23 protein-coding genes are annotated in these 26,594 nt (G+C 75.9%); 13 read left to right on the top strand and 10 right to left on the bottom strand.

Features of this window, described 5'->3' with window-relative positions; translation table 11 throughout:
• Positions 1-67: 67 nt before the first annotated feature.
• From Acit_RS10600 to Acit_RS10585, 4 genes are all read left to right on the top strand, one after another.
• Complete coding sequence (locus Acit_RS10600; RefSeq protein WP_248108903.1) at positions 68-856, top strand: hypothetical protein; 789 nt, start codon at positions 68-70, stop codon at positions 854-856.
• Between the two features lie 652 nt (positions 857-1,508).
• Entirely contained in the window at positions 1,509-1,727 is a 219-nt protein-coding gene (locus Acit_RS10595) for a hypothetical protein (RefSeq protein WP_248108900.1), read from the top strand.
• Positions 1,728-1,874: 147 nt separating this feature from the next.
• Positions 1,875-2,273 carry a PPOX class F420-dependent oxidoreductase gene (locus Acit_RS10590; protein WP_248108898.1) on the top strand — a complete coding sequence of 133 codons (399 nt, stop codon included), beginning with the start codon at positions 1,875-1,877 and terminating at the stop codon, positions 2,271-2,273.
• Positions 2,274-2,317: 44 nt separating this feature from the next.
• On the top strand, positions 2,318-3,469 hold the full coding sequence (locus Acit_RS10585) for a 5-methyltetrahydropteroyltriglutamate--homocysteine S-methyltransferase (protein WP_248108896.1): 1,152 nt from the start codon (positions 2,318-2,320) through the stop codon (positions 3,467-3,469).
• A gap of 3 nt (positions 3,470-3,472) precedes the next feature.
• On the opposite strand, the gene Acit_RS10580 is transcribed toward Acit_RS10585, so the two are convergent.
• From Acit_RS10580 to Acit_RS10560, 5 genes are all read right to left on the bottom strand, one after another.
• The gene (locus Acit_RS10580) at positions 3,473-6,715 is read right to left on the bottom strand and encodes an error-prone DNA polymerase (protein WP_282436789.1); all 3,243 of its coding nucleotides are present in this window, start codon (positions 6,713-6,715) and stop codon (positions 3,473-3,475) included.
• Complete coding sequence (locus tag Acit_RS10575; RefSeq protein WP_248108892.1) at positions 6,688-7,875, bottom strand: hypothetical protein; 1,188 nt, start codon at positions 7,873-7,875, stop codon at positions 6,688-6,690. Before Acit_RS10575 ends, Acit_RS10580 begins: the two co-directional genes overlap by 28 nt.
• Before the next feature lie 20 nt (positions 7,876-7,895).
• Positions 7,896-8,555: a DnaE2-dependent mutagenesis accessory factor ImuA' gene (imuA', locus tag Acit_RS10570; RefSeq protein ID WP_248108890.1), complete on the bottom strand. Its 660-nt coding sequence runs from the start codon at positions 8,553-8,555 to the stop codon at positions 7,896-7,898.
• Between the two features lie 158 nt (positions 8,556-8,713).
• Positions 8,714-10,252, bottom strand: coding sequence for a type IV secretory system conjugative DNA transfer family protein (locus Acit_RS10565; protein WP_248108887.1), 1,539 nt, complete (start codon positions 10,250-10,252; stop codon positions 8,714-8,716).
• Between the two features lie 279 nt (positions 10,253-10,531).
• The gene (locus Acit_RS10560; RefSeq protein ID WP_248108884.1) at positions 10,532-10,765 is read right to left on the bottom strand and encodes a hypothetical protein; all 234 of its coding nucleotides are present in this window, start codon (positions 10,763-10,765) and stop codon (positions 10,532-10,534) included.
• Between the two features lie 219 nt (positions 10,766-10,984).
• Here Acit_RS10560 and Acit_RS13995 point away from each other — a divergent pair, with 219 nt between their 5' ends.
• Positions 10,985-11,593, top strand: coding sequence for an HU family DNA-binding protein (locus Acit_RS13995; RefSeq protein ID WP_376746048.1), 609 nt, complete (start codon positions 10,985-10,987; stop codon positions 11,591-11,593).
• Positions 11,594-11,844: 251 nt separating this feature from the next.
• On the opposite strand, the gene Acit_RS10550 is transcribed toward Acit_RS13995, so the two are convergent.
• Both Acit_RS10550 and cofC read right to left on the bottom strand, forming a co-directional pair.
• The gene (locus tag Acit_RS10550; RefSeq protein ID WP_248108881.1) at positions 11,845-12,660 is read right to left on the bottom strand and encodes a PIG-L deacetylase family protein; all 816 of its coding nucleotides are present in this window, start codon (positions 12,658-12,660) and stop codon (positions 11,845-11,847) included.
• On the bottom strand, positions 12,657-13,265 hold the full coding sequence (cofC, locus tag Acit_RS10545; protein ID WP_248108879.1) for a 2-phospho-L-lactate guanylyltransferase: 609 nt from the start codon (positions 13,263-13,265) through the stop codon (positions 12,657-12,659). Before cofC ends, Acit_RS10550 begins: the two co-directional genes overlap by 4 nt.
• 67 nt (positions 13,266-13,332) lie before the next feature.
• Between cofC and Acit_RS10540 the strand changes: the two genes are divergently transcribed.
• Positions 13,333-14,394: an NAD(P)H-dependent glycerol-3-phosphate dehydrogenase gene (locus tag Acit_RS10540; RefSeq protein WP_248108876.1), complete on the top strand. Its 1,062-nt coding sequence runs from the start codon at positions 13,333-13,335 to the stop codon at positions 14,392-14,394.
• Positions 14,391-15,719, top strand: coding sequence for an adenylate/guanylate cyclase domain-containing protein (locus Acit_RS10535; RefSeq protein WP_248108874.1), 1,329 nt, complete (start codon positions 14,391-14,393; stop codon positions 15,717-15,719). The genes Acit_RS10540 and Acit_RS10535 overlap by 4 nt, the downstream gene beginning before the upstream one ends.
• Here Acit_RS10535 and Acit_RS10530 read toward each other — a convergent pair.
• Positions 15,716-18,445: a glycoside hydrolase family 38 N-terminal domain-containing protein gene (locus Acit_RS10530; RefSeq protein ID WP_248108872.1), complete on the bottom strand. Its 2,730-nt coding sequence runs from the start codon at positions 18,443-18,445 to the stop codon at positions 15,716-15,718. The two genes, Acit_RS10535 and Acit_RS10530, sit on opposite strands and share 4 nt — an antisense overlap.
• Positions 18,446-18,451: 6 nt before the next feature.
• Between Acit_RS10530 and Acit_RS10525 the strand changes: the two genes are divergently transcribed.
• From Acit_RS10525 to Acit_RS10505, 5 genes are all read left to right on the top strand, one after another.
• On the top strand, positions 18,452-20,041 hold the full coding sequence (locus tag Acit_RS10525; protein WP_248108870.1) for a class I adenylate-forming enzyme family protein: 1,590 nt from the start codon (positions 18,452-18,454) through the stop codon (positions 20,039-20,041).
• A 67-nt stretch (positions 20,042-20,108) separates the two neighbouring features.
• The gene (locus tag Acit_RS10520; protein WP_248108868.1) at positions 20,109-20,549 is read left to right on the top strand and encodes an RpiB/LacA/LacB family sugar-phosphate isomerase; all 441 of its coding nucleotides are present in this window, start codon (positions 20,109-20,111) and stop codon (positions 20,547-20,549) included.
• Positions 20,550-20,553: 4 nt separating this feature from the next.
• The gene (gene rnhB, locus Acit_RS10515; protein ID WP_248108867.1) at positions 20,554-21,252 is read left to right on the top strand and encodes a ribonuclease HII; all 699 of its coding nucleotides are present in this window, start codon (positions 20,554-20,556) and stop codon (positions 21,250-21,252) included.
• Positions 21,252-22,196 (top strand): DMT family transporter, encoded by a 945-nt coding sequence (locus Acit_RS10510; RefSeq protein WP_248108864.1) that lies wholly within the window; start codon positions 21,252-21,254, stop codon positions 22,194-22,196. The genes rnhB and Acit_RS10510 overlap by 1 nt, the downstream gene beginning before the upstream one ends.
• A complete protein-coding gene (locus Acit_RS10505; protein WP_248108861.1) occupies positions 22,180-23,496 on the top strand; it encodes a Glu/Leu/Phe/Val family dehydrogenase in 1,317 nt (438 codons plus the stop codon). The genes Acit_RS10510 and Acit_RS10505 overlap by 17 nt, the downstream gene beginning before the upstream one ends.
• 20 nt (positions 23,497-23,516) lie before the next feature.
• Here the strand turns inward: Acit_RS10505 and Acit_RS10500 are convergent, their stop codons facing one another.
• Both Acit_RS10500 and Acit_RS10495 read right to left on the bottom strand, forming a co-directional pair.
• Positions 23,517-24,809: an SLC13 family permease gene (locus Acit_RS10500; RefSeq protein ID WP_248108858.1), complete on the bottom strand. Its 1,293-nt coding sequence runs from the start codon at positions 24,807-24,809 to the stop codon at positions 23,517-23,519.
• A complete protein-coding gene (locus Acit_RS10495; RefSeq protein WP_248108856.1) occupies positions 24,806-25,411 on the bottom strand; it encodes an MBL fold metallo-hydrolase in 606 nt (201 codons plus the stop codon). The genes Acit_RS10500 and Acit_RS10495 overlap by 4 nt, the downstream gene beginning before the upstream one ends.
• A gap of 205 nt (positions 25,412-25,616) precedes the next feature.
• Between Acit_RS10495 and Acit_RS10490 the strand changes: the two genes are divergently transcribed.
• On the top strand, positions 25,617-26,594 hold a 978-nt coding region (locus tag Acit_RS10490), incomplete at its 3' end, for an acyl-CoA dehydrogenase family protein (RefSeq protein ID WP_248108853.1).

Here is a 26,594-nt window from a genome sequence, read left to right as displayed (position 1 = left end):
GGGGCCCGGTTCGAGGCATCGGCGGCGTGGGCGAGCCCCGGTCCCAGGGAGCGCTAGCGTCGGCCCGATGCTCCTGGGCCTCCTGCTCCTCGCCTGCCTGGCCCTCGCCGCAGGGGTCGCCGCCGCGGCAGGCTGGCGGCGCTCGGGTCGTCTCGGGGGGGAGCTGGCGGCCGCGACCGACCGAGCCGAGCACGAGGCCGAGGCCCGCCGCCGGCTGGAGGACCAGCTGGTCGCCCTGCGGGGCGAGCGCGACCAGGCCCTCGAGCGGGTCCGCGTCGCCGAGCGGGCGGCGCGCACGGCGCAGGAACAGGCCGCCGAGGTCTCGGCCGCGTGGCAGCGGGCCGAGGCCCGGGCCGGGGTCGGCGGCGACCGCCTGCTGCTCGGGCTCTGGCGGCTGGAGCAGGCCCGGTCGGCAAGGGAGTGGGCTGAGGCCGCAGGCCCGGTAGCCAGGCCCCTGGACCCGGTCAGCGTGACCCCCGCCCAGGTGATCGAGACGGCCTTGGCGAGCGTCCGGGAACTGGTCGGCACGCCCAGCCACTGGGTCCCGGGCTGGCCTCCCCCCGAGTTCGATCGGGCCGAGCCGCCCGGGATCACCGTGGTGCTGGCCCGGCTGGTCGAGGAGGCAGTCCGCTCCCTGGCCAAGGCGACCGAGGAGCTGCGCCTGGAGGTGCCCGGACCCGGGCGCCTGCTGCTCGTCGCCCAGCGCACCCCGGGGGCCGAGCTGCCCTCGCTCGAGGTCCTGCGGGCCGCCGCCGAGGCCGTGGGCACCCAGCTGGTACTCGAAGAGGACCGGAGCGAGGTGCGGGTCGAGCTCCTCGAGGCCCCCGTGGCCAGCGGCGCCCCAGCGGAGCCCTGAGCCCGCTCGTTGCCCTGCCAGGGGATCCGGAGACCTGGCCTGGTACTGCCCCGCCGCCTGCCGGGGGCGTCGTCGGCGTCCCACCGTCGGCCCCGCCCGTCGCTCGCCGTTGCACAACAAAACACACAAACTCCACAACGACCGAGGGGATGAAGGGAGGTCTCGTGGCCCGGGCGGCCCCGGGGCGCCGGCACCTCCGACGGTTGTCCTCGCCATGGGAAAGCTGGTGCCCCCGGTGGCCGACGATGAGGGAACCGAGACGGGGGTCAAGGATGACGACGTGTCCGGGCGAGCTGGTGGTGCACCGGGACGGCACGGTGTGGTGCAGCGAGCCGAACGAGGGACGAGCCTGCGAGGGGTTGGACCAGCCGCACCGGGCGGTGTGGAGCTGCCGGCTGGTCTGGGGGCCCGACGCCTGTCCGCGCTGCGAGCCAGGTGAGTTGGGCGAGTTGGGGCTCCCCACGGGCCTGCCCGCCGAGGGGCGCGAGGCGAGCCGGTCGTAGGCGGGGTTGTGGGGAGCTTGGCTGGAGGCCCACGCGGCGAGCACCGAGGACCCCAAGGAGCCCATCGGTCGGCGTGGACGGAGGCGCCGGGAACGAACCGGTGGGGACGGAGGCGTGCCGTGGGCTGGGCGTGCAGGGGGTGCTTGGTGGTGCACCGGGACGGTTCGGTGGCGTTTTGCACCGAGGAGCTCGACGGGCGTCCCTGCGCAGGCTACGGGGTGCGGCACGAGGGGGGCACGATGGCCTGTCGGGTGGTCCCCCGGCTGGTGCGCTGCCGGTACTGCGAGCAGGCGCTGCAGCTGCGGATCGTCTTCGCCGCCCGCTTCGAGCCGGAGCTGCCCGAGCCGAGCCCAGCCCGGGTCAACTAGACCCGGGTCGACGAGGCCCGGGTCGACCAGACCGGGCGGCCGGCGCGGGCGCGACGAGCGGCGGGCTCCGTTAGCCTCCCTGCGGAGGAACGGGAGGGGATCGCGCGGCCGTGGCGCTGGCGGTTCCGAGGTGAGGAGGTGCGGGCGATGGCGTTGCCCCCGGCGGTGCAGCGGCTGGCGAAGGGGAAGAACCTGGCGACGGTGGTGACCCTGATGCCCGACGGGCAGCCGCAGGCCCAGCTGCGCTGGGTGGACTGCGACGAGGAGCACCTGCTGGTGAACACCGAGCCGCAGCGGCAGGCGGCGAAGAACCTGGCTCGGGACCCGCGGATCACGGTGCTGATCCACTCGGCGGAGAACCCCTACGACTGGGCGGAGATCCGGGGCCGGGTGGTGGAGACCGTCGGGGAGCCCCGGGCGCGGGAGCACCTGGAGGAGCTGTCGCGGAAGTACACCGGGGGGCCCTACGTCAACCCGATCGGGCCCGAGGGACGGGTGCTGCTGAAGGTGGCGCCGAGTCGGGTGGTGCTGCCCGGGCAGGGCTGAGGGGAGCCGAGGGCCGAGGGAGGTCGAGGGTCGAGGGAGGAACGATGGCCGGAGGGGCCGGGGCAGAGGGGGGCGGGCGGCGGCAGGTGCCGCCGTTCCGGGCGGACCATGTGGGGAGCCTGCTGCGGCCCCCCGCCCTGCTGGCTGCCCGCGAGGCCTTCCAGGCCGGGCGGATCTCCCGGGAGGCCTTGCGGGAGGTCGAGGACGAGGCGATCCGGGAGGTGGTGGCGAAGCAGGAGGAGATCGGCCTGCAGTCGGCCACCGACGGGGAGTTCCGGCGGACCGCCTGGCACATGGACTTCATCCAGCAGCTGGGGGGGATCGAGCCGACCTCGGAGCGGATCGCGGTGCCGTTTCGGGACGAGCAGGGCGAGGTGACCTTCGAGTCGGCGGCGATCAAGGTGACCGGGCGGATCCACCTGGCCGAGACGATCTTCGGGGACGCCTTCGAGTTCCTGCGGGACCAGGTGCGCGAGGCGGTGCCGAAGCTGACGATCCCGTCGCCGAGCATGGTGCACTACCGGGGAGGACCAGCCGCGGTGGACCCGGCGATCTACCCGGACATGGAGGCTTTCTGGGCGGACTTGAGCGCGGCCTACGCCGAGGAGATCCGGCGGCTGGGTGCGTTGGGGTGCCGGTACCTGCAGCTGGACGACACCTCCCTGGCCTACCTGAACGATCCCCGGCAACGGGCGATGCTGGCCGAGCGGGGGGACGACGCCGAGCACCAGCACCTGCGGTACATCCGGCAGATGAACGCAGCGCTGGCGGACCGCCCGGCGGGCATGGCGGTCACCACCCACCTGTGCCGGGGGAACTTCCAGTCGCGCTGGACGGCGGAGGGCGGGTACGACTTCGTGGCGGAGGCGCTGTTCAACGAGCTGGCGGTGGACGGGTTCTTCCTGGAGTACGACGACGCCCGTTCGGGGGACTTCTCGCCGCTGCGGTTCGTGCCGAAGGGGAAGATGGTGGTGCTGGGCCTGGTGACGACGAAGCGGCCGGCGCTGGAGAAGAAGGACGAGCTGAAGCGGCGGATCGAGGAGGCCAGCCGTTACGTGCCCCTGGAGCAGCTCTGCTTGTCGCCGCAGTGCGGGTTCTCCTCGACGGTGGAAGGGAACCGGCTGGGGCCCGAGGAGCAGTGGGCGAAGCTGCGGCTGGTCGTGGAGACGGCGGCAGAGGTCTGGGGCGGGGCCTGAGACTCAGCGGAAGTCCCGGGAGGGCGGGACGGCGAGGTCGCCGAGGGCGAGGGGAGCCAAGCGCTCGGCGACCACCGAGGCCACGGGGCCGGTGCGCTCTAGGCGGCCTCGGACCTCCAGGGCGGGGGCCTGGGCCAGGGCGCGCCAGCGGGCCCAGGCGCCGGGGGAGAGGACCACGCCGACCATGCCGGTCTCGTCCTCGAGGTTGAGGAAGACCGTGCCCCGGGCGCTCTCGGGGCGTTGGCGGTGGGTGACGACCCCGGCGACGGTGACCTGTGGGCTGCTCGGGCCGTCGGGGCCGGCGGGGGGCAGGGCCCGGAGGTCGGCGGCGCGCAGGACCCCCCGGGCGGCCAGGGCAGGGCGGAGGAGGGCCATGGCCCCGGGGCCGACGGTGAGGCCGGTGGCCCAGAGGTCCCGGGCCAGCTCGTCGGTCGGGGTGGTGGGCGGGAGCGGGGGTGGCTGGTCGGCGCTGGCGATGCCCGGGAGGCGTTGGACGCCGTGGGCCGCCCCCGGGGTGCCGAGGGCCCCGGCGACCCAGAGGGCCTCCTGACGGCGGCCGAGACGCCGGCTGCGGGGCAGGGCGGGGAGGCCGACGAGGGCCCCGGCGGTGGCCAGGGCCTCGAGCTGCTGGGACCCCAGGCCGCAGCGGCGGGCCAACTGGTCGACGGAGCGGTAGGGCTGGTGGGCGGCGATACGGCGGGCCAGGTCGGGGCCGAGGCCCCGGACGAGGCCGAGCCCGAGGCGGAGGACGACCTGGCCGCTTCGGGGATCGGTCTCGAGGTGGCCGGTGGCCTGGGAGCGGTTGACGTGGGGGCGGCGGACCACGACGCCGTGGCGGCGGGCGTCGGCCACGAGGGTCTGGGGGGACCAGAAGCCCATGGGCTGGGCGTCGAGGAGGCCGGCGTAGAAGGCCGGGGGATAGTGGAGCTTGAGCCAGGCGCTGGCGTAGACGAGGTAGGCGAAGGAGATGGCGTGGCTCTCGGGGAAGCCGAAGCTGGCGAAGGCCTGGAGCTTGTGGATGATGAGCTGGGCGGTCTCGGGGGGGATGCCCCGCTCGGCCATGCCGGCCCGGAGGCGGTCGTGGAGGGCGGCCATGGCGGCCTGGGAGCGCTTGGCGCTCATGGCTTGGCGGAGCTGGTCGGCTTCGGTGGGGCTGAAGCCGGCGGCGTCGATGGCGATGTGCATGAGCTGTTCCTGGAAGAGGGGCACGCCGAGGGTCTTGGCCAGGGCCGGGCCGAGGAGGGGATGGGGCGGTTCGGGGGGCTCGAGGCCCTGGCGCCGGCGGAGGTAGGGGTGGACGGAGCCGCCCTGGATGGGGCCGGGGCGGATGAGGGCCACCTGGACGACCAGGTCGGCGAAGCAGCGGGGCTGGACCCGGGGGGCGGTGGCCATCTGGGCCCGGCTCTCGACCTGGAAGACCCCGACGGTGTCGGCCCGGCAGATGAGGTCGTAGACCTCGGGTTCTTGGGGGAGGGTGGCCAGGTCGATGCGCTGTCCCCAGGTCTGGGCGACGAGATCCAGGGTGCGGTGGATGGCGTCGAGCATGCCGAGCCCGAGGAGGTCGAACTTGACCAGGCCGGCGGCGGCGCAGTCGTCCTTGTCCCACTGCAGGACGCTGCGGCCCGGGGTCCGGGCCCACTGGACGGGACAGATCTCGACGATGGGCCGGTCCGCGAGGACCACCCCGGCGCTGTGGAGGCCGAGGTGGCGGGGCGTGTCGAGGAGCTGGGCGGCCAGGCCGGCCACCAGGGGGGGGAGGGTCGGGGCCTGGCTGGGGGCCTGGCGGCGCTCGAGGGCCTGACGGAAGCGGGCCACCTGGTCTTCGGGGTAGCCGAGGGCCCGGGCCACGTCCCGGACGGCCGAGCGGGGCTGGTAGGTCACGAGGGCGGCCACCTGGGCGGCGTGCTGGCGGCCGTAGCGGCGGAAGACGTACTGGAAGACCTGGTCCCGGCGGGAGGACTCGATGTCGAGGTCGATGTCCGGGGGGCCCTCGCGGGCGGGGGAGAGGAAGCGCTCGAAGAGCAGGCCGAGGGCCACGGGGTCGGCCTGGGTGATGCCCAGGGCGTAGCAGACCGCCGAGTTGGCCGCCGAGCCCCGGCCCTGGCAGAGGATGCCGTGGCGGCGGCAGAAGGTCACGATGTCGTGGACCACCAGGAAGTAGCCGGCGTAGCCGAGCTGGCCGATGACGGCCAGCTCGTGGTCCAGCTGGGCCCAGGCTCCCGGAACCCGCTCGGCCTCCCGGGGGCCGTAGCGGTCCTGGGCTCCTCGGTGGACCAGCTGGGTCAGCCAGGTCTGGTCGTCGAACCCCGGGGGGGCCAGGCCCCGGGGCAGGCCGGGGGCCAGGAGGCGGAGGTCGAAGGCGCAGGCCGCCCCGATGCGGGCCGCCGCCTCGACCGCCCCGGGCCAGCGGGCGAACCGGCGGGCCTGCTCGGCGGGGGAGCGGAGGCAGGCGGCGGGGTGGGCGGGCAGCCAGGGCTCCAGCTCGGCCAGGGGACGGCCGGCCCGGACGGCGGCCAGGACGGTGGCCAGGGGCCAGTGGGCCGGGGTGGCGTAGTGGACCACGTTCGTGGCTACCAGCTCCAGCCCTTGGCGGACTGCCAGTTCGGCGAGGGCGTCGTTGCGGGCGGTGTCCAGGGGGTCGCCGTGGTGCCAGAGCTCGACGGCCACCGAGGCGGCGCCCAGGGCGTCGGTCAACTGGGCGAGCCGCCGGCGGGCCAGGGCGGGGCCACCGGCCTCGAGGGCCCGGGCCAGGGGGCCCTTGCGGCAGCCGGTCAGGACCATCCAGTGGCCGCCGTGGGCCTCGGCCAGGTCGGCCAGGTGGCACCGGGGACCTAGGCGGTCCTGGCCGGCCAGGTGGGCCTCGGCGAGCAGGCGGCTGAGCCGCCGGTACCCTTCGGGGTCCCGGGCCAGGACGACCAGGTGGGTGCCGGGGGGGTCGGGCAGGCCGGTGCGCCGCGGCGGGACCTCGGGCTCGTCCCAGCCCACCAGGGTGAGTTCGGCCCCGAAGACCGTGGGGAGGCCCACGGCGGCCGCCGCTCGGGCGAAGCGGACCACCCCGCCGAAGCTGGCGTGGTCGGTGAGGGCCAGGGCGCTGAGCCCGAGGTGCTGGGCCCGGGCCACGAGCTCCTCGGGGGCGCTGGCCCCGTCGAGGAAGCTCATGTGGGAGTGGCAGTGCAGCTCGGCGTAGGCCGCTTCGGCGCCCGAGGGGCGCTGCCGGCCTAGTCGTAGAGGCCCTCCAGCCACCAGCGTCGTCCCTCCTGGAGCACGAGGAAGGCGTGCTCGGTCGCCACCACTTGCAGGTAGGCCCGCCGCCGTCGAGCGGCCCACCAGCGCTCGTCCTGGGGCCAGGGGCCGGCCCAGCTGGTCAGGGCCCAGCGGTGCCGGGGAGGCCGGTCGTGCCCGGGGAGCTCGGGGGTGGCCAGCCAGGCCGGGGGGCCAGAGAGCTGCCCGTTGGCCCCGACCCGCAGCGGGCGGCCTTGGGCGTCCCAGAGCTCGGCGGGGCGGGGCGGCTGGAGGAGCAGGGCGGGGGAGGGGGTGGGGAGGCGCCCGGGCCACGGTGCGTCGGAGGGCTGGGCCCCCGAGGGTTCCCGCCCGACCCCGACGGGCAGCAGCCGGACCTGGGTGGCCGGGCTGCGTCCTGGGGTGAGCCGGGCCCGCAGGACCGCCTCGGGGCCGAGCAGGGCTTGGAGCTGCGTCGCCGCCCGGGCAGCTCGCTGGCCGGCGCGGTCCCGGGCCCCGAAGAGGTCCTGCTCGGCTGCCCCGGGTGCCGGCCGGCCGGCTCCCCGACGGCTGGCTCCCCGGCGGCTGGGGGCCTGGTGGTCGTGGGCCAGGAGGGCCTGGGCCTCGGGGAGGCCGGGGACCGCTCGGCGGAGCCCGGGCGGCTCGCTGGCCTGGCCGGTGGCGACCTGCCAGCAGGCCAGGCCCAGGGTGCCGAGGCGCTCGGCCACGGCGGCGGGGGGCAGGGCGGCCAGTTGGCCCAGCCGCCGGACGCCCAGGCGGGCCAAGAGGTCGGCCAGCTTCGGCTGGCCCAGGACGGCCACCGGCCAGGGGGCCAAGAAGGCCGGGCTCTGCCCCGGGGGGACCACCACGGGCTCCTGGCCCCCCTGGGCGGCCAGTTCGGCTGCGAGGACCGCCGCCAGGAGGCCGTCGGCCACCCCCAGGTGCCCCTCCAGGCCCAGCCGCTTCGCCAGGAGGTCCCGGACGTGCGCGGCGAGGGCCCAGTCGCCCCCGAAGTAGCGGGCCGGGCCACGGGTAGCCAAGGCGGCCAGGCCGGGTCCGAGGGCCTCCGGCGGCCGGGCGGAGAGTTCTTGGAGCAGCGCCAGGACCTGGGCCAGGCCCCGGGCGTGGCGGCCCCGGTCGTCCAGGGGGGCCAAGGCGGGGCAGTGGACCACCAAGAACCGTTCCATCGCACCGGCTCGGTCCGGGGTCATCTCGGTCCGGGCAGCCAGACCGCAGCCGTCCGGGGAACGCCACCGCTGCGCCGGCCGGTCCGCAGCACCTGGCAGCGTCGGGCCTGGAGATGGCCGTGGCCCTCCTCCACGCCGTGCCAGCTGGCGCTGCGGACCTCCAGCACCACATCGAGGGGCTCTGGCCAACTGGGGCCGTCGAGCAGCAGCAGCACGCTGCCGTGGTGCCGGGCCTGACCGTGGAGGCGTCGGGCCGTCGTGGCCGACACCCGCTTGGGGGGGCGGGCGACCACCAGGTCCACCCCTTCGAGGGCCAGGGCCACCGCCTCTGCCCACGCCGCCCCGGGCTGGGGGACCAGCAGACAGCGCTCGAGGGGCACCCCGGCCTCAGCAGCAGCCAAAGGGCACAAGGTCGGCAGGCCCACCCAGGCGCTCCAGCTCCCCTGGGCGCCGGCCGCGGCCGCCAGGGCCAGGGCCAGGCTGGTGCCACCCCGCCAGCCCCCCTCGATCTGGACCACCCAGCCCCGCCGGAGGCCCTCGGGCAGCAGGTCGGCCAGGGCCAGTGGCGGGGGCAGCCACCGGCCCTCAGCGCCCCCCAAGGGCTCCACCGCTGCCCGCAAGGCGGCCAGCCCGAGCGGCTGCCGGCTGGTCCGGGGGTTCGGCAGGAGGTCCGAGCGCACCTCCCCACCGTACCGAACACCTGTTCGTCTCGCATCTGGCCAGCGTGCCGGGGTGGGCACGGCGGACCCGTCCCGAGGCCCACGATCCTGAGGCCTGCGACCCCGAGGCGGGACACGGGACAGGGCTGGCCGCCGAGGCCGCCTGGGCCAGGGGTGGCCTAGGGCTCGAAGGGGTGGCCGGGGTCGGGCGCCACGGCCCGATGCGGGGTGGCTGGCCTCGACTGGGCTTCGGGCCAGGGGGCCACGCGCTGGGCCTCGGGCCGGGGGTCGGGGTCGGCTCCCGGCTCGGGCCGGCGGGGGAGGCCAGGACTTCGAGGGTCGAGGAGGCTGCGCCAGGGTTCGGCGGCGAACCAGGGGGTGAGGCGCACGGTGGTCAGGCGGTTCCGGGGATCGACCAGGACGGCGTGGCCGGGTTGGCCGCGGGCCAGGACGTCGACGGGGAGACGGGGCCGGTGGACGGGGGCCAGGGTCCGGGTGGGACGGGGCCGACCGGCGGGGTCGGGGCCGAGGAGGAGGCGGCGGGCGAGCGCCCGAGCCCCGGTCGTCGGGGCGGGGAGGGGATGGCTGAGGGAGACCCGTCGTTCCTCATGGTCCCCCGCCAGGGCCGAGAGGGCCCGGAGCGTGGCGACGTCGCCGATGCCGGGCAGGACGAGGGTGTAGCCGAAGAGGGACGGGAAGCCCTCGGCGGCCAGGCCCCAGCGGGCCCGAGCCTGGGAGAGGTCCTGGAGACAGGCCAGGACCGTGAGGCCCTGCCCCCCGGCTTCGCTGACCATGGCCGGCAGGTCGGGCAGGGGAGCGATGTTGGCCAGCTCGTCCAAGGCGAAGAGCACGGCCGGTGGGCGCTGGTCGGTGTCGGGCCGAGCGAGGGCCCAGGCGGCGGCCCGGTCGTAGACCGCCTGGCGGATCTGGCCGAGCAGGCCGACCACGAGCGGAGCCAAGGTCCGCTGGCGGCTGCCGGCAGCGACAACGTAGAGGGTGCCGCCGGCGTCCAGGAAGGCCCGAGGATCGAAGGCCGGTCCCTCGGTGCTGCGCAGGGCTGCCGTGCTGCGGTAGGCGGCGAGGCTTCCGGCGGCCGTGGACCAGATGCCGCTCTGCTCGCGCTGCTCGGTGGCGAGGACGCCGCTGAGCCCGTCGAGGGCGACGTCGGCAGCGGCGTCCGACAAGGCGGCCAGGGCGGGGTCGGGTCGGCGGGTGTCCACCCAGTGGAGGACCTCGGCCATGGGGGCCTCGAGGAGGGCGGCGGCGTGGAGCAGAGGGGCCAGGAGGGCTGTCGCCCGTTCGGTCCAGTGGCTTGCCGCCTCCAGGCGCCCACCAGCGCCGCGCAGCCTGCCGGCGGTCTCGACCATCTCTGCGGCGAGCAGCACGGCCTCGTCCCAGGACCGACAGGCGTGCACGGGGGACCAGTGAAGCGGTTCGGTGCCGGGTACCGGCGGCACGGTGCCCGAGGGGTCGTAGAGCAGGCAGGGGCCCAGCCCTCGGCGGATGGCGGCGGTGGCCGAGGCCACGTCGGGCTTGGTGGAGGTGGCGACGACGGCGCCGGGGGCGGCGACGATGGAGGGGACGATGACCCCGCTGGTCTTGCCCGAGCGGGGCGGTCCGAGCACCATGACCGCCTGCTCCGGCTCGCACCAGCGCAGGCCCTTGACGTCGGCGCCCACGACCACCCCGCCAGCACTGGCGTTTCGGAGGGCCCGCACGGTGGCCAGGGCGCGTTGGTGCCCGAGGTCGGCCGGGCGGGCGGCGGTCGGATCTGCTGGTGCGGCAGCGGGAACCGAGGGTTCAGGACCGGGATCCGGCGGTCGGCTGGGCAGATCGCGCCCGGGCGCCAACGAGGCGGGGCGGCTGTTCGGTACGTCGCTCGGATCGGTCAGGTCGTCGGGGGGATCGGTCGGAAGGGGCACGGTGCTCCAGGGGACGGTGCGGGGAACGGCGGGCACCGCGTGGAGCGGTCCGAGGGGCGGATGGAGCGGGGGAGCTCATGCCGGGGGGTCGGGGGTGAAGCGCAGGGAGCCGCCCTGGACGCTCAGGATGCCAGGCTGGCCGAGGAGACTCAAGGGATCGACGGCCGGCGGATCCGGCAGCGGTGGCAGATCGACGACGGTGCCGGCCAAGGGGCCCTGGGTCAGGACGACCGCCAGGCGCCAACCCTGGGGTTGGTTGTCGGCCTCCAGCACCAGGGCTTCGTAGCGACCGTCGGGCAGCGTCTGCACCGCCCGATCCTCCCACGACTCGTCAGTCCTCTGGGCGAGGGCGAAATGGCCTTCTCCCACAAGGTGTTTTCGCTGTTTCGACGATCCGGCTCGGGCGGCGCGCCTGCGCTCCTGGGCCGCTTTCGGCCGCATTCTCAGGGAGTCCGAAGGCGCGATGCTTGACCTGGGAGGCGAAACCTTCTTTGATATGGGGAATCCGCGACGAACCAGGAGGTGGCGGTGAACAAGTCAGAGCTGATCGAGGCCGTTGGCAAGACGGCGCAGTTGGCGAAACGGGACGCCGAGAACGCCGTGAACGCCATGCTGCACACCATCGTGAGCGAGGTGAAGGCCGGTCGGCGGGTGTCGCTGGTGGGCTTCGGCGCCTTCAAGCAAACCCGTCGGGCTGCCCGGACGGGTCGGAACCCGCAGACGGGCGCAGCCGTGCGGATCCCCGCCAGCAAGGGCATCAGCTTCTCGCCGAGTGTCGCCCTGAAGCAGGTGGTGAACGGCAAAGCCCCTCTGAAGGCCCCGAAGCTGAGCCTGCCGGCGGGATCGACGACCACTCGGGCGACCCGGGGGACGGCGAAGGCCACGGCCAGCAAGGCGGCGGCCACGAAGGCCACGGCGAGCAAGCGGACGGCCGCGGCCGCCAGCGCCGGGCGGACGACCCGCAAGGCGGCGGCCACGAAGGCCACGGCGAGCAAGCGGACCACGACGCGGGCGACGGCGAAGAAGGCCGTGGCTCGCAAGACCGTCAGTCGGCCGGCTGCGGCGGCCCGAGTGGCGGCCCGGCCGACGGCTCGTCGGAGCGGGACCACGAGCGGGCGCGGGACGCGTCGAGGCTGAGCCCCCTGGCGGGGACGGCTGGGCCTTGGCAGAGCCGCCTCGCCTGAGGATCACCAGGCACCTCCTGACCGGCGACGCCAGACGGCTGGCGGTGCAGGGTCCGTCGGGCTCTGCGGGGTGCTTCGTGTCGGGCATCGTCGGGTGACGTGGACGGGGAGCGGGGTGCGCAGGGGCCACCCCGCTCCCCGTCGCGTCCGAAGGGCCCCAGGGGCGAGCGCCCGGGATGGAGAGGGGTCGAGGGATCGGGCGGCTCAGAGGGGCTCGATGCGGTGGAACGCCTCCCCGGCCGACAGTCCGGCCAGCGCCCCGTGTTGGGCCGCCTGGCGGACCACGGCGTCCCGAAAGGCGGCGCGGGCCGCCTCGACCTCCTCCGGGGTGGCCGCCGGGTCGATGCCCATGGTGCTGCGAAGCTGGCTCTGATGGGCCAAGAGGGCCCGGACCTTGCGGTCGAGGTGCTCGGGGCTGGCCGGCTCCACGTGGTTGGGCTGGTCGGGCTCGAAGAGCAGGAGGGTCCGAGGCCGGTGGGGAGGCAGGCCGAGGTCCGGGAAGAACGCCGGGTCCCGGGCCGCCACCACGCCGTCGACGGTCAGCCAGCCGGCGTGGCGGTGGTCGGGGTGCAGGCGGTAGCGGCGCCAGGGGTCGTGGCCGAGGACCACGTCGGGACGGATCCGCCGGATGGCTGCGCAGACCAGGCGACGTTCGGCCAGGCCGGATTGGAGCTCGCCGTCGGTCAAGCCGAGGAAGTCGACCGAGGCGACACCGAGGAGGGACGCGGCCTGCTGCTGCTCGACGCGGCGCGCTGCAGCCAAGGCGGCCGGGTCGCTGTCGGGCTCCCAGGTGCCTTTCTGTCCGTCGGTCAGCACGAGCTCGAAGACGGCGCAACCGGCCTCCGCCCAGCGGGCCAGGGTGGCTCCGCAGGCGAACTCGGCGTCGTCAGGGTGGGCGGCGATGGCCAGGGCAACGTCGGGCCGGGGCAGCTCGGTGCTCGGTGAGCCCGCCTCGGGCAGCTGGCCGACGGGCAGCTCGAAGCGCGATCCCCCCGCGGGGCCCGGTGCCGGCGGGTTCATGCCGGCAGGCAGCTCGGGCCGAGGTGCGCCAGGGCGGCGGCCACGTCGTCGGGCAGGTCCACGTCCCAGGTGAGTTCCAAGGGTTCGAGGATCCGGACCGGCAGGCCGCTGGCCCGGGCCGCGGCCAGGTGACGCTCGAAGGAACCCGGTCCGTAGGAGAAGGGGAAGGGCAAGGCGCTCGGAAGGCAGAGCACGTTCGTGCCGACCCGGTGCCGGTCGGGGACCAACGTGAGGCCCTCGAAGCCCAGCAGGCCGGCGAGGTTCCGGGCGGCCGGCAGGTCGCTGTGGACCACGGCGACCCGAGCGAACCCTCGGGCGGCGAGGGCCGCCCGACCGCTGGCCACGGCCCGGTTCAAGCCGATGCCCGGGGCGGGCAGCACCAGGGCCCCCCGGTCGGCTGCCCACTCGGCCACCTCGGGGTCGTCGCAGACGACGGCCACGGGCAGGGGAGCGGCGGCGGCCAGCACCCGTTCGGCCATGGACCTGGCCAGACAGGCTCGGGTGGTCGGGTCCACGGCCGGGGCCAGGCGGCTCTTGGCCGCCCGGAAGGCCTTCACGGGGACCAGGACGGCCGCCGGCTCGGGGCCTGCAGCGGAGGAGTGCACCGAGGGGCAGTGTAGGGCCCGGTTGGCAGGGCGCCGTTGGGCGCGAGCGGCCTAGGGTGGGCCGGCGATGGAACGGGTCTGCGTGCTGGGCGCCGGATCCTGGGGGACGACCGTGGCGGCCCTGGCGGGGCGCCGAGGACCGACCGCCTTGTGGTGCCGACGCCCCGAACTGGCGGCGGCCCTCGCCGCCAATCGGCGGAACCCCGACTACGTTCCCGACCTGGTCCTGCCCGAGGGGGTCCGGGTGACGGCCTCCCTCGCCGAGGCTGTTCAAGGGGCCAGCCTGGTGGTCCTCGCGGTTCCCTCCCACGGGTTTCGCCAGGTGGTGCGGGAGGCTCGGGCGTGGCTGCCCCCCGGGGTGCCGGTGGTCAGCTTGGCCAAGGGCCTCGAGCGGAGCAGCCACCGTCGGATGACCGAGGTGCTGGCCGAGGAACTGCCCCAGTGCCCCCGCGGGGTCCTCTCCGGGCCCAACCTCGCCCACGAGATCGCCGCTGGCCAGCCCGCGGCCACGGTCGTGGCCATGACCGATCCCAGCGCCGCCCTGCTGGCCCAGCGCCTGCTCCACACCGATCGGCTGCGGATCTACACGAACGACGACGTCGTGGGCTGCGAAGTGGCCGGCGTGACGAAGAACGTCCTGGCCCTCGCCGCTGGCATGGCCGTGGGTCTTGGCCTGGGGGATTCCTCCTTGGCGGCCCTGGTGACCCGAGGGCTGGCCGAGCTGGGCCGACTGGTGGTGGCCCTCGGCGGCGAGCGCTTGACCGTCACCAGTCTGGCGGGAGTCGGCGACCTGGTGGCGACCTGCACCAGTCCCCACAGTCGGAACCGCTCCGCCGGCGTGGCCCTCGGGCAGGGCCGGCCGCTGGCCGAGATCCTCGGGGGCTCCCGCATGGTGGTCGAAGGCGTGGTCAGTGCCCGTCCCCTCGTCGAACTGGCCGCCCACCACGGGGTCGAGCTGCCGATCGGCCAGCAGGTGCTCGACGTCCTCGAAGGTCGGGCCACCGTGGTCGAAGCGGTCGACCGGTTGATGAGCCGCACGGCCAAGGCCGAGTTCTGGGACCTCGGCGAACCCGTGTCGGCCGAGGGCCCGGTGCGAGAGGGCCCGGTGCGAGAGGGCCCAGGGCGATGAGTGGCGATCGCCGGGGAGCTGCGGGGTCCGGCCCGAGCGCGCCGGGCGACGAGGCCGACGAGGGGCGAGCGGCGGCACTGGCCCGGGTCCGTGCCGTGCTGCAGGCCGCGGGGGTCGGCGAGGAGGAGTTCCAGGCGGCGTTGGCCGGCGACGTCGTGGATCTGCTGGTGGCGGACCGTTTGCTGCTGCCGACCCGTCGGCGGTTCACCGCCCAGGAGGTGGCCGAGGCCACCGGCATGGCCGTGGACGTCCTGGCCCGGTTCTGGCGGGCCCTCGGGTTCCCGGACTTCGGTCCCGAGGAGCGGCTCTTCGGGGAGCAGGACGTCGAGGCGGTGCTGACCCTCCAGGAGCTCGTGGACCTCGGGGTGACCGACCTGGCCTCGGCGGTCGGCCTGACCCGCGTGGTGGGGGTCGCCATGAGCCGGGTGGCCGAGGCGGAGCTCGCGGCGACGGCCACGCCGCTGGGGATCGCCGGCGGGGACAGCGTGGAGGCGGCCGCCCGCTTCGTCGAGGTGGCCGACCGGTCCCTGCCGGCCGTCGCTCGCCTCCTCGAGTTCGTCTGGCGCCGGCACCTCCAGGCGGCGGTGCGCCGAGCCATGGCCCAGCGGGGCCGTCAGCCCAGCGGGTCGCCCGAGCTGGTGGTGGGGTTCGCCGACATGGTCGGGTTCACCCGGCTGAGCCAGCAGTTGGACGAGGCGACCCTGGCGACGGTGGTGAACCGGTTCGAGACCCTGGCCCACGAGACCATCACGGCGCTGGGTGGACGGTTGGTGAAGATGATCGGGGACGAAGCCATGTTCGTCGCCGAGCGGCCCGGGGCGGGGGTGGCGGTGGCGGTCCGGCTGGCCGAGCTCTACGCGGACGACGAGCTGCTCTCGGACGTCCGCGTCGGCCTGGCCCTGGGGCCGGTCCTGGCCCAGGACGGGGACTACTTCGGGCCGGTGGTGAACCTGGCCAGCCGGATCGCCCAGCTGGCCTACCCGGGGACGGTCCTGGCGGCCGACGAGGTCCGCCACGCCCTGGTGGCCGAGCAGGCGGCCCGGGACCTGCCAGCGGCAGTCCAGGCCGTCCTGGCCGAAGTGGAGGCCACGCCGCTCCGGCCGCGCATGGTCCGGGACGTCGGCCGGGTCCAGCTCTGGAACCTCCATCGCCGGGGGCAGGAGGCCGCGCCGAGCGACCGGCGGGCCGGGCGGCGCCTGGACCGGCTGGCCGGCGTCCTGCGGGACCTCGAGGGCCTCCGGGGGCTCGGCGAGCAGGTCCTGGCGGCCCGGCGCCCCGAGGGCGACCCCGGGGCCCCGTGGTCCTCCGGCTCTCCGGGCCGCTAGGCGGAGGTTCCTGCGCCCGGGGGCATGGCGGCCGGGTCGTCGGGCAGCCAGAGGGTGGCGATGCCGAAGGCCCGAAGCGGAAGGCCCTCGGTGAACGGCTCCAGGGGTCGGCCCCGGAGGTCGACCAGCCAGCCTCGCCGGCCGGGCAGGCGGACCTCAGTGGGGGCGGGTCGCGGGTTGAAGACCCGGAGCTCGAGGCCCCCGTGGACCCGCCGGAGGGCCGAGACCTCGGCGCCGTGTACCGCGAGGGCCTGACCCCGGGCCGGCCGGGTGCCGCCGCCGAGGCCGGTCACCACCTCCAGGGGCACCAGGACGTCGTCGGCCAGCTCGTAGGGGTCGAGGGGGGCCAGGCAGAGGGCGTAGCGGGCCTCGACGGTCCGGCCGACCATCTGGAGGCCCTCCACCGGCGTGAGGGGGCCGGCCGGCAGGGGCCGGGTGGCCATGCCGACCCGGGAGAGCATGCCGGTGGCCCGTAGGAGGGTCAGGGCCAGGCCCTTCGCCACCGGCTGGCCGTCCTCCTCGGCCAGGTCCACCAGCTCGTACTCGTGGAGGCCGTCGTGGACCACGGTGAGGCCGCCGGCCTGGACGAAGCGCCGGGAGGGGAAGGTCGGCAGGCCGAGCTCCTCGGGTCGTCCCTCGGCCGAGAGGCCCCGGGCGACCGTCCCGAAGGCGCACTCGGCCACCGAGCCGCTCGCCGGCTCGGGCAGGGGGAAGTGGACCCGAAGGCGGTGGTCCCGGGCCGGATTCTCGAAGCTGGTCCGGACCCGCAGCCAGGGCTCGTCGGCCCGGAGCTCGAGCAGGCTGGTGACCCGGACCGGGCACGCGCCGACCCGGGCCTGGCTCGTGCCCTCGGCCCGCTCGGGCCAGGTGTAGTCGGCGCTGACCCGCACCCGGGCCCGCAGGGGGCCGTCCTCCTCGAGGGCCAGCTCGACCCGCTCGGGCCGATCCACGAGCCGGTCCTGGGCCGGGGGCGAGTAGTTGTAGGAGTCCCCGAGGTCCCCGCCGTCGACCAGCCGGCCGAAGCCGGCCAGGCCGTCGAGGGCGAAGGTGCCGTCGCTCGGGTCGACGAGGACCTCCACGAGGCCGTTGGTCAGTCGGATCCCCCCGCCGTCGGGCAGGGCCTCGGCCCGCACCGGGCCGGTCGGGGCCTCGGGGGCGAACGGGGCCCAGCCGAAGCCCGGCACCGGACCCACCCGGGCGAGGACCCGATGGGTGGGCGGCTGGTCCAGGCGGAGCCGGACGGTGGCCTCGGGCCGGCGCTGGAGCCGGGCCAGCAGGTCGGCGCGGGCGCCGGCCACCGCACTGGCCGGCCGTTCCTCGGGTCCGACGGCCACGGTCACCGCCAGGCCCTCGTCGTCCTCCTCGACGTTCACCGCCTGCACCCAGCTGTCCTCGGTCAGCTGGGCGGTGTCGGGCAGCATGGCCAGCAGGGTCCGGACCGACCCGGCGTCCAGGCGGAGCTCGCCGAGGCCCCGGGGCAGACCCAGGGCCCCGGCCGGCTCGGCCAGGACCTGGGTGTGCGGCGGGGGGTTCTCGCCGACCACGGTGGCCTCGACGAGGCCCGCCCGGTCCCGGGCGGCCAGGTTCACGACCGTCGGCCCCGGCTCGGTCAGGGAGGCGGCCAGGTCCGCCAGGGCGTCCTGGGCCACTCCCCGGGCCACCGTCAGGGCTTCGGCGTAGCGCTGGAGGACGGCGTCGGTCACCGGGTCCACCGAGCAGGCGCAGATGGAGTCGTGGGCGGCGTTGCGGACCACCTGGCGCCAGGCCAGGGCCAGCTCCCCAGCGGCCGCCTCGGGGCGGCGGCCGAAGAGGGCCTGGAGCGGTTCGGCCCGCCGTTCGAGCTCCCGGGCCACCTGGGCGGCCCGCTGCTTGAGGTCGACGCGGGTGGAGAGGACGCCCATGAGGACGTTGGCCCGGGCCCCCGAGCGCAGCTCGCCCCGCCAGGTCGGCAGGTCCTCGACGGGTGCCTGCTGGAGGTACTCGGGGAGGGAGACCAGCCGGGCGCACCGACCGTCGGGGTCCTCGGCCGCCAGCTCGGCCAGGAGCCGGCCGAGGGCCGGCTGGGGCGGCTGGTGGTCGTTGCCGGCCATGACGAGCAGCTCGCCCCGGACGAAGGGGGCCTGCTGCTCGGCCAGGGCCTCGAAGCGCCGGCGCAGGCCCTCGGGGTCCTCGGGGAGCGCCGCCCCGTTCGCGTAGCCCAGGGGCAGGTACTCGGCCCGGACCCGGGACCCGTCGGGCGCCTCCCACCAGAAGGCCGAGGCCTCGATGGCCCGGGGGACGCCCCGCCACACCACGGCGTGCTCGAAGCCCGCCAGGCGGAGGAGCTGGGGCATCTGGGCCACGTGGCCGAACATGTCGGGCAGGTAGCCCACCGCCATGGCCCCCCCGAAGGCCGCCGCCCGGGCCAGGCCGAGCTGGAGGTTCCGGACGTGGGTCTCGGGGGAGGGGAGGAACTCGTCGGCCAGCACGTACCAGGGGCCCAGGCTCAGCCGGCCGGCCCCGGCCAGGGCCCGGATCCGCTCGGCCATCTCGGGCCGGACCTCCAGGTAGTCGTCGACCATGGCCATCTGGCCGTCCATCAAGAAGCAGCGGAACGAGGGATCCGTGCTCATCGTGGCGAGCAGCTGGTCGAGGGCGGCCACCAGGCGGTGGCGGAAGCCCTCGAAGGGCTCGTACCACTCCCGGTCCCAGTGGGTGTGGGGGACGACGGCGACGCGCAGGGCCATGGGGGCATGCTAGGACCCCCGTTCCTCGACGCCCGGGCCGGCGCTAGCGTGCCGGCTGTGCAGGCGGTGGCCGACGCCAGCTCCTTCGGCCGTCCGGCGCCGAGCCCGGCGGCCCTGGCCCCCGAGCCTCGCCTGGTGGACCGCGTGGCGGCTCGCTGGGCCGCGGACCCCGGGGCCCCGGCGCTGCGCTGGCGCCACTGGCCGGCTGGTCGGTGGTGGCGACGGGGGGAGCTGGCCGAGCGGGTGGCCGGGTGGGCCGAGGGCCTGGCCCGGCTCGGGGTGGGCCCGGGGCAGCGGGTGCTCTGGCTGGGCACCTCGACCCCCGAGCAGCTCCTGGGTGTCCTCGGGGCCCTCTGGGCCGGGGCCAGCGTGATCCCGGCCAACCCGAAGCTGACCCCCCGGGAGCTGGCCCACCTGCTCGGGGACGCCGAGCCCCAGGCGGTGCTCGCCGAAGCGGCCCAGGAGGCGGGCCTGCACGCCGCCGCCGAGCTGGCCGGCCGACCCCTGCCGCAGCTGCTCCGTCCCACGCTGAGCGGCCCCGTCCCCGCCCCGGGACGGCCGGGGCCCGGGACGGCCGGCGGCGCCCGTGCCGGGGCCGGCGGGGACGGTCCGGCACCGGCCCTCATGGTCTACACCTCGGGCACCACCGGGGCCCCGAAAGGCGCCCTGCTCGACCAGGCGAACCTGCTGGCGAACGCCGCCGCGCTGGCCTGGGCCTGGGAGTGGACACCCGAGGACCGCCTGGTCCACTGCCTGCCGGTCTTCCACGTCCACGGGCTCTGCGTCGGCCTGCTCGACAGCCTGGCCGTCGGCGCCCAGGTGGTCCTCCTGCCCGGCTTCGACCCGGCCGGGGTGGTCGAGGCCCTCGCCGAAGAGCGGGCCTCGCTGTTCTTCGGCGTTCCCACCATGTACCACCGGCTGGTCGAGGCCAGACTGGCCGAGCACCTGGCCCGGCTGCGGCTGGCGGTGGCCGGCTCGGCCGCCCTGGCCCCCGGGCTCCACCGGCAGCTGGTCGCGGCCCGGGTGCCGCTGGTCGTCCGCTACGGGATGAGCGAAACCCTCATGCTCACCTCCACCCCGCCGGCCGCCCCGGCGCGCCCGGGCAGCGTCGGGGTCTGCCTGCCGGGGGTGGAGGCGGCGGTCGACGAGAGCGGGGAGGTCTGGGTGCGGGGGGCCAGCGTCGGCCCGGGCTACTGGCGGCGGCCCGAGGCCACCGCCGCGTCCCGGCGGGACGGCTGGTTCCGCACCGGTGACCACGGCCGGCGGGACCCCGACGGCTGGCTCACCCTGCTCGGCCGGGCTGGCGACGTGGTGATCAGCGGGGGCTACAACGTCTACCCGGCGGAGGTCGAGGACGTGCTGGCCGGGTACCCGGGGGTCGCCGAGGTGGCCGTCGGGGGCCGCCCATCGGCGGAGTGGGGGGAGGTGGTCACGGCCTGGGTCGTGCCCCGCCCGGGCACCGAGCTGGTCCCCGAGGAGCTGCTGGCCTGGGCCGCCGAACGGCTCGCCCCCTACAAGCGCCCTCGGGAGCTGCGGGTGGTGGCGTCCCTGCCCCGCAACGCCATGGGGAAGCTGCTGCGCCACGCCCTCCGCTGACCGACCGCAGGCCCCCGCCCCGCCGCCCTCTCCCGAGGCGGTCCGCCCTGCGACGTAGCCTGAGGCCGTGCGGGTGGCCTTCGGAACCGACGAGCGGACCCCGGTGAGCGACGCGGTGGCCGAGGGGCTCCGACGACGAGGACTGGAGGTCGAGGAGCTGGCGGTCGGCGAGCCCTGGCCGCTCGTGGGCCGACGGGTGGGCGAAGCGGTGGCCGGGGGCCGGGCCGAGATGGGCGTGGTGCTCTGCCACACCGGCACGGGGGTGGCCATGGCGGCCGGGAAGGTCCCCGGGGTGCGGGCCGCCCTGTGCGTCGACGCCCCGACGGCCGCCGGCGCCCGGCGCTGGAACGACGCGAACGTCTTGGCCCTCAGCCTGCGGCTCTTGACCCCGACCCTCGCCGAGGAGATCCTCGACGCGTTCCTCCGCACCGACCCCGACCCCGAGGAGCTCCCCTTGGTGGCCGCGGTCGAGGACCCCGAGCGGCTGGGGTCCGCCGAAGGGCGCTGAGGCGGTGGCGGGGAGAGGGGCGGCGGCCCGGGCTGCTTCCCGCGGGGCCCGCCTGCGGGCCCCGACGGACCGGCTGGAACGCTGGCTGTGGCGGCAGGGCGCCGGGGTGCTCGTGGCCTGCGACGAGGTCGGCCGAGGGGCCTGGGCCGGGCCGATCAGCGTCGGGGCCCTCGCCCTGGTCCCCGGCGCCGGTCCCGCACCGACGGAGGTGCGCGACTCGAAGCTCCTCGGCGCCTCCCGCCGCGAGGCCCTGGTCCCGGCCCTGGCCGGCTGGGCCCACGGGGTGGCCGTGGGGCACGCGGCGGCCAGCGAGGTGGACCGGGAGGGGCTCCTCGGCGCGCTGCGGCTCGCCACCCTGCGGGCCCTCGCCCAGCTGCCCCGGCCCGACGTCGTCCTCCTCGACGGCCCCCTGGACTGGCTGGGCGGGAAGGCCCCAGGCCGGGTCCTGGCGGTGGTGGCCGCCGACCGTCGCTGCGTCTCGGTGGCCGGGGCCAGCGTGGTGGCGAAGGTCCACCGGGACCGGCTCATGACCGGTCTGGCCGCCCGCTACCCGGGCTACGGCTGGGACCGGAACAAGGGGTACGGGACCCCCGAGCACCGCTCGGCGCTGACCCGCCTCGGGCCCAGTCCCCTGCACCGGCGGAGCTGGCGCCTGCCCTCCGACCCGGGGCCCGGGACCCAAGACGCGCTAGAACTGCGGTGATGGCGTACCTCTTCGCCGTCGGGGCCGCCCTGGCCAACGCCCTGACGACCATCCTGCAGCGCCTGGGGGTCCGGGAGGCCCCGCCGGAAGCCTCGCTCCGGCTGGCCTTGCTGACCCACGCTATCCGCCGGCCGGTGTGGTTGGCGGGGACCGGCACCTTGCTGCTCGGGTTCCTCCTGCAGGCCGCGGCCCTCCACGAGGGCCCCTTGAGCGAGGTCCAGCCGGTGCTGACCCTCGAGCTGCCGTTCCTCGTGGCGATCCTGGGCCTGTGGTTCGGGGTCCAGGTGGGGCTTCGGGAGTGGGGCGGGGCCATCTTGGGGGCCGGCGGGCTGGCGGTCTTCCTGGCGGCCGCCGACCCCCAGCGAGGTCCCCGGGTCCCGGACCTGCGGGTCTGGGGGCTCGTGGCCTTCTCGGTGGTGGCAGCCAGCGCCCTGGCCCTCGGCCTGGCCCAGATCGGGTCGGCCCAGTGGCGGGCCGCCATGTACGGGGCCTCGGCCGCCATCATGTTCGCCTTCAGCGCCTCCTTGATCCGCCAGCTCATGCTGGACCTCTCCCAGGGGTTCTGGACGCTGTTCCTCCGCTGGGAGCTCTGGGCCATGGCCGGATCGGGGCTCGCCGCGGTCTTCTTGGCCCAGAACGCCTTCCACGCCGGGCCGGTCACCGCCTCCCAGCCCACCTTGGTCATCGTGGACCCCTTGGCCTCCATCGGCATCGGCATCGGGCTCTTCGGGGACCAGCTCCAGACGGCGGGGGGCCGGGGAGTGGTGGAGTCGGTGGCGCTTCTGGTCATGTGCATCGGCGGGTTGGTGCTGGCCCGCTCGCCGGTGGTGGCGGATCTGAAAGCGCCCGAGGGCCAGGGGCAGGTGGCGCTGGTCCGGCGTCGACGAGGGGGACGGCGGGCCAGCTTGGGGAAGGGGGCCTCACCCGATGTGCCCTGCTGCTGAGGACCGGCGAGCCGGCGAGACGGCCGAGGATCCCGAGCGACCGCCGGGTGCGCCTCCGGCCTACGACCCCTGGGCGGCGGCGAAGGAGCGGATCGTCGCCGCCTGCCGCCTGGCCAAGGTGCCCGAGGAGGTCACCGCGGTCCTCCTGCACCCCGAGCGGGTCGTGGAGGTGGCCGTGCCGGTCCGGCTGGACCGCGGCGAGGTCGTGGTGTTCACGGGGTGGCGGGTCCACCACAACCTGGCCCGCGGGCCGGCGAAGGGCGGCATCCGCTTCCACCCGGCCCTGACCGCCGGCGAGGTCGTGGCCCTGGCGGCCGACATGACCCTGAAGACGGCGGTCGTCGACATCCCCTTCGGGGGCGGCAAGGGCGGGGTCCGCTGCGACCCGGCCGCCTTGAGCCTTGGGGAGCTCGAACGGCTGACCCGGCGCTACACCGTCGGGATCGCCAGCTTGCTCGGCCCGGACCGGGACGTGCCGGCGCCCGACGTGAACACCGACGAGCGGGTCATGGCCTGGCTCCAAGACACGGTGGACCTCCTCCAGGGCGGGGCCGTGCCGGGGGTGGTGACGGGCAAGCCCCTGGCGGTCGGGGGCATGCGGCTCCACAGCGGGGCGACGGCCAGCGGCGTGGTGCGCTGCGTCCGGGCGGCCCTGTCGGCCCTCGGCCGGCCGGTGGCCGGCCAGCGGGTGGTGGTCCAGGGGTTCGGCAAGGTGGGCCGCCCCTTGGCGTTCCTCTTGGCCTCGGCGGGATGTCGGGTAGTGGCCGTCGCCGACGTCGCCGGGGCCACCTGGAACCCGGCCGGGCTCGACGTGGGGGCCCTCGCCGCCCATGCCGACCGGACCGGTTCGGTGGCCGGGTTCGCCGGCGGCGCCGCGCTGGACCCGGCGGAGCTCTGGGCCGTCGAGGCCGACGTGGCGGTGCCCGCTGCCTTGGAGGGAGCCATCGACCGGTCCCAGGCCGAGGCGCTTCGGGCCCGGCTGGTGGTCGAAGCGGCGAACGGGCCGGTCACCCCCGCGGCCGACGAGGTCCTGGCCCGACGGGGGGTCACCGTGGTGCCCGACATCCTGGCGAACGCCGGCGGGGTCACCGCCTCCTACTTCGAGTGGGCCCAGAACCGCCAGGGGTACCGCTGGGAGGAGGCCCTGGTGGCCGAGCGGCTGGGGCGGACCATGGACGAGGCCTTCCAGACCGTCTGGGTCCGGGCCGAGGACCTCGGGGTGAGCCTGCGCGACGCGGCCGGGGTGGTGGCCGTCGAGCGGGTCGCGGCCGCCCTCGAGGCCCGCGGCGTCTTCCCCTGAGCGCGAGCGTCCGTCCCGGCTCAGTGGGCCAGGGCCAAGGCCCCGACGGCGGCGAGGAGGGCGAGGGGAGCCGAGAGGAGACCGAGGGCGACGGTCTGGCGGAGCGGCGGGATGGCCCCGGCCTGGGCGGCCGAGCGGCGCCAGAGGACCCAGGAGAGGGAGCCGGTGACGAAGAGGTTGGGCCCGACGTTCAGGCCCACGAGGAGGGCCAGGGGGTGGGGGACGGCGCCGGCGGCCAGCAGGGAGGCGGCCGGGAGGTTGTTGAGGGCCACGGCCCCGAGGGCGCCGAGGACGGCGGTGCCGAGGGGGTCGAGGTGCTGCAGGAGGCTGGCAGGCGCGCCACTGGCCCGACCCAGGGTGCCGAGGGCGACGGCCAGGCCGAAGAGGCCGACGAGGACGGCCGGGCCGAGCACCTCGCCGATCCGGCGTAGCGAGGTGGCCCCCTGGCCGAGGCGGACGAGCGCCGCGAGGAGTCCGATGCCGAGGACCGGCAGGGCAGGGCTCGGCAGGAGCACGACCGCCACGGTGACCCCGGCGACGGCCAGCAGGCCGCCGGGGTGCGGGGACCCGCTCCGGGGCGGCCGGGGTCGGGGGTCGGTGCCGGCCGGGGTCGGGGATCCGGGGGTGCCGGCCGCCGTCCCAGCCACCGCCGTCCCAGTCACCGGTGCCCCAGCCACCGCTGCCTCGGCTGCCGGCCCCGACCGCTGGCGGAGCGCTCGGCCGGCCGCGAAGGCCACGAGGGCGACGGTGACGATCCCGGCAGCCGCCCAGGCGGGGGCAGCCTCGGCGAGGAAGCGGCCGCCCGAGAGGTGGTGGCGGCCAAGGACGATGAGGTTGGTCAGGTTGGAGCCCGGCAGGAGAAGCGAGCCGGCGTTGGACAGCAAGAGGCACAGCCCGAGGGCGAAGGGGACGACGGGGGGACGGCGGGCAGCGGCGTAGGCCAGGACCGGGGTCACGAAGGCCACCGAGGTGTCGAGGTTGAGCACGGCGGTGACCAGGGCGACGAGCAGGGCGGCCCCGAGGACCAGGCCGAGGCCGTCGCCGGTCAGCCGGACCAGGAGCCGCCCGGCGGCCGCGAAGAGCCCGTCCACCTCGGCCACCAGGCCGACGAGGAGCAGGCCGGCGACGAGCACGAAGGGCGACCAGTCCTGCCTGGCGCTGGCTGCTGCTCGTGCCGGGGCCATCGCCGCCGCCAGCAGGGCACCGAGGCCGCCGAGGAGGGCCAGCCAGGTGGTCGGTCGGCGCAGGGCCCCCCCGGGCGCTCGACGGCGGTCGGGGGGCGCCGGCCCGGCCCCCGGGGCCGCTGGGCTCACCAGCCCCGGGCGACCCACTCCTCGAGGTGGGGTCGCTCGGCGCCGATGGTCGTGTCCGCGCCGTGGCCGGGCAGGACCAGGGTCCGGTCGTCGAAGGCGGCGAAGAGCCGGCGGTCGATGGACTCGATGATGGTGGGGAAGTCCCCGCCGGGCAGGGCGGTGTTGCCGGGACCGCCGGGGAAGAGGGTGTCGCCGGTGAAGAGCAGGGGGGTGCCCTCGACGGCGAAGCAGAGCGAACCCGGGGTGTGGCCCGGGGTGTGGAGCACCCGGAGGCGCAGCCGGCCCACCGAGAGGACCTGCTCGTCCTCGAGGACCTGGTCGTAGGCCGGCAGCATGGCGGCGTCGTCGGCCGAGACGGCCACGTCGAGGCCGGCGTCTCGGACCTGGGGCACCGCCTGGATGTGGTCCCAGTGGCCGTGGGTCTCGAGCACCGCCCGGACCCCGAGCTCCCGGCAGAGGGGCAGCAGGCGTTCGTGCTCGTTCGCGGCGTCGATGAGCACGGCGTCGCCGCTTTGGCGGCAGCGGACCACGAAGACGTTGTTGTCCAGGGGGCCGACCACGACCCTGTGGACCTCGACCAGGCTGTCCTCGTAGTGCGGCACCCCTTGATCTTGCCCCCTTCGCGCTCGGGCTGCCCGGTTGACCCGCTGGCCACGCCGCCGTGGGTCACCCCTCGGGGGGCCACGCAGCGCTTGACCGGGCGGTCTGGTAGACATGACGGGGGCACCGCCAGCCGCGGGCCAGGTCCCGAGGAGGACGCCGATCCGGCCGAGGGCCGGGCGGACCGAGCAGAGGCAGGAGACTGCGATGAACTTCGCCTTCAGCGAGGAGCAGGAGGAGCTCCGGCGGTCGGTCCGCCGGTTCCTGGAGGACCGGTCGCCGGTGACCGAGGTCCGTCGGCTGATGGAGACGACCGAGGGGTACGACCCGGCGGTCTGGCAGCAGATGGCCGAGCAGCTGGGCCTCCAGAGCCTGGTGGTGCCCGAGCAGTACGGCGGGGCCGGGTTCAGCTTCGTGGAGCTGGCGGTGGTCCTCGAGGAGATGGGCCGGGCCTTGCTCTGCGCCCCGTTCTTCTCCACGGTGGCCCTGGCGCAAAGCGCCCTGCTGCACAGCGGGGACGAGGCGGCGAAGACCGAGTGGCTGCCGAAGCTGGCGGGGGGCGAGGCCATCGGGACGGTGGCCCTGACCGAGGCGGCGGGTCGACCGGGCCTGGAGGGCATCGAGACCCGCGCCACCCGCGGCCAGGAGGGCTGGACCCTGGAGGGGACGAAGCTCTTCGTGCTCGACGGGCACGTCGCCGACCTGCTCCTGGTGGTGGCGAGCACCGACGCTGGCCCGAGTCTCTTCGCGGTGACGAAGGGCGCCCCGGGGCTCTCGACCACGCCCCTGCCGACCATGGACCAGACCCGCAAGCAGGCGAAGGTCACCTTCTCGGGCACCCCGGGGACCCTCGTGGGCACCGAGGGCGGGGCCGGGCCGGTGGTGGAGAAGATGCTGCAGCTGGCCGTGGTGGCTCTGGCTGCCGAGCAGGTCGGTGGGGCTCAGCGCTGCTTGGAGATGGCCGTGGACTACGCGAAGGCCCGGATCCAGTTCGGCCGGCCCATCGGGAGCTTCCAGGCCATCAAGCACAAGTGCGCCGACATGCTCATGGAGGTGGAGTCGGCGAAGTCGGCCGCCTACTACGCCGCCTGGGCCGCCGCCGAGGACAACGAGGAGCTGCCGGTGGTCTCGAGCCTGGCCAAGTCCTACTGCTCGGAGGCCTACTTCCACGCGGCGGCCGAGAAC

Origin of the sequence: Aciditerrimonas ferrireducens (assembly GCF_023130475.1) — a bacterium.
Lineage (GTDB): Bacteria > Actinomycetota > Acidimicrobiia > Acidimicrobiales > UBA8190 > Aciditerrimonas > Aciditerrimonas ferrireducens.
The sequence above is the reverse complement of the archived record's forward strand: the minus strand, read 5'-3'. Positions and strand labels throughout refer to the sequence as shown.

What these genes read in the sequence shown, in the direction of transcription:
- Acit_RS10600 (WP_248108903.1), top strand. Translation starts at nt 68, where the DNA reads ATGCTCCTGGGCCTCCTGCTCCTCGCCTGCCTGGCCCTCGCCGCAGGG.
- Acit_RS10590 (WP_248108898.1), top strand. Translation starts at nt 1,875, where the DNA reads ATGGCGTTGCCCCCGGCGGTGCAGCGGCTGGCGAAGGGGAAGAACCTG.
- Acit_RS10585 (WP_248108896.1), top strand. Translation starts at nt 2,318, where the DNA reads ATGGCCGGAGGGGCCGGGGCAGAGGGGGGCGGGCGGCGGCAGGTGCCG.
- Acit_RS10575 (WP_248108892.1), bottom strand. Translation starts at nt 7,875, where the DNA reads ATGGAACGGTTCTTGGTGGTCCACTGCCCCGCCTTGGCCCCCCTGGAC.
- Acit_RS10550 (WP_248108881.1), bottom strand. Translation starts at nt 12,660, where the DNA reads ATGAACCCGCCGGCACCGGGCCCCGCGGGGGGATCGCGCTTCGAGCTG.
- Acit_RS10540 (WP_248108876.1), top strand. Translation starts at nt 13,333, where the DNA reads ATGGAACGGGTCTGCGTGCTGGGCGCCGGATCCTGGGGGACGACCGTG.
- Acit_RS10535 (WP_248108874.1), top strand. Translation starts at nt 14,391, where the DNA reads ATGAGTGGCGATCGCCGGGGAGCTGCGGGGTCCGGCCCGAGCGCGCCG.
- Acit_RS10530 (WP_248108872.1), bottom strand. Translation starts at nt 18,445, where the DNA reads ATGGCCCTGCGCGTCGCCGTCGTCCCCCACACCCACTGGGACCGGGAG.
- Acit_RS10525 (WP_248108870.1), top strand. Translation starts at nt 18,452, where the DNA reads ATGCTAGGACCCCCGTTCCTCGACGCCCGGGCCGGCGCTAGCGTGCCG.
- Acit_RS10510 (WP_248108864.1), top strand. Translation starts at nt 21,252, where the DNA reads ATGGCGTACCTCTTCGCCGTCGGGGCCGCCCTGGCCAACGCCCTGACG.
- Acit_RS10505 (WP_248108861.1), top strand. Translation starts at nt 22,180, where the DNA reads ATGTGCCCTGCTGCTGAGGACCGGCGAGCCGGCGAGACGGCCGAGGAT.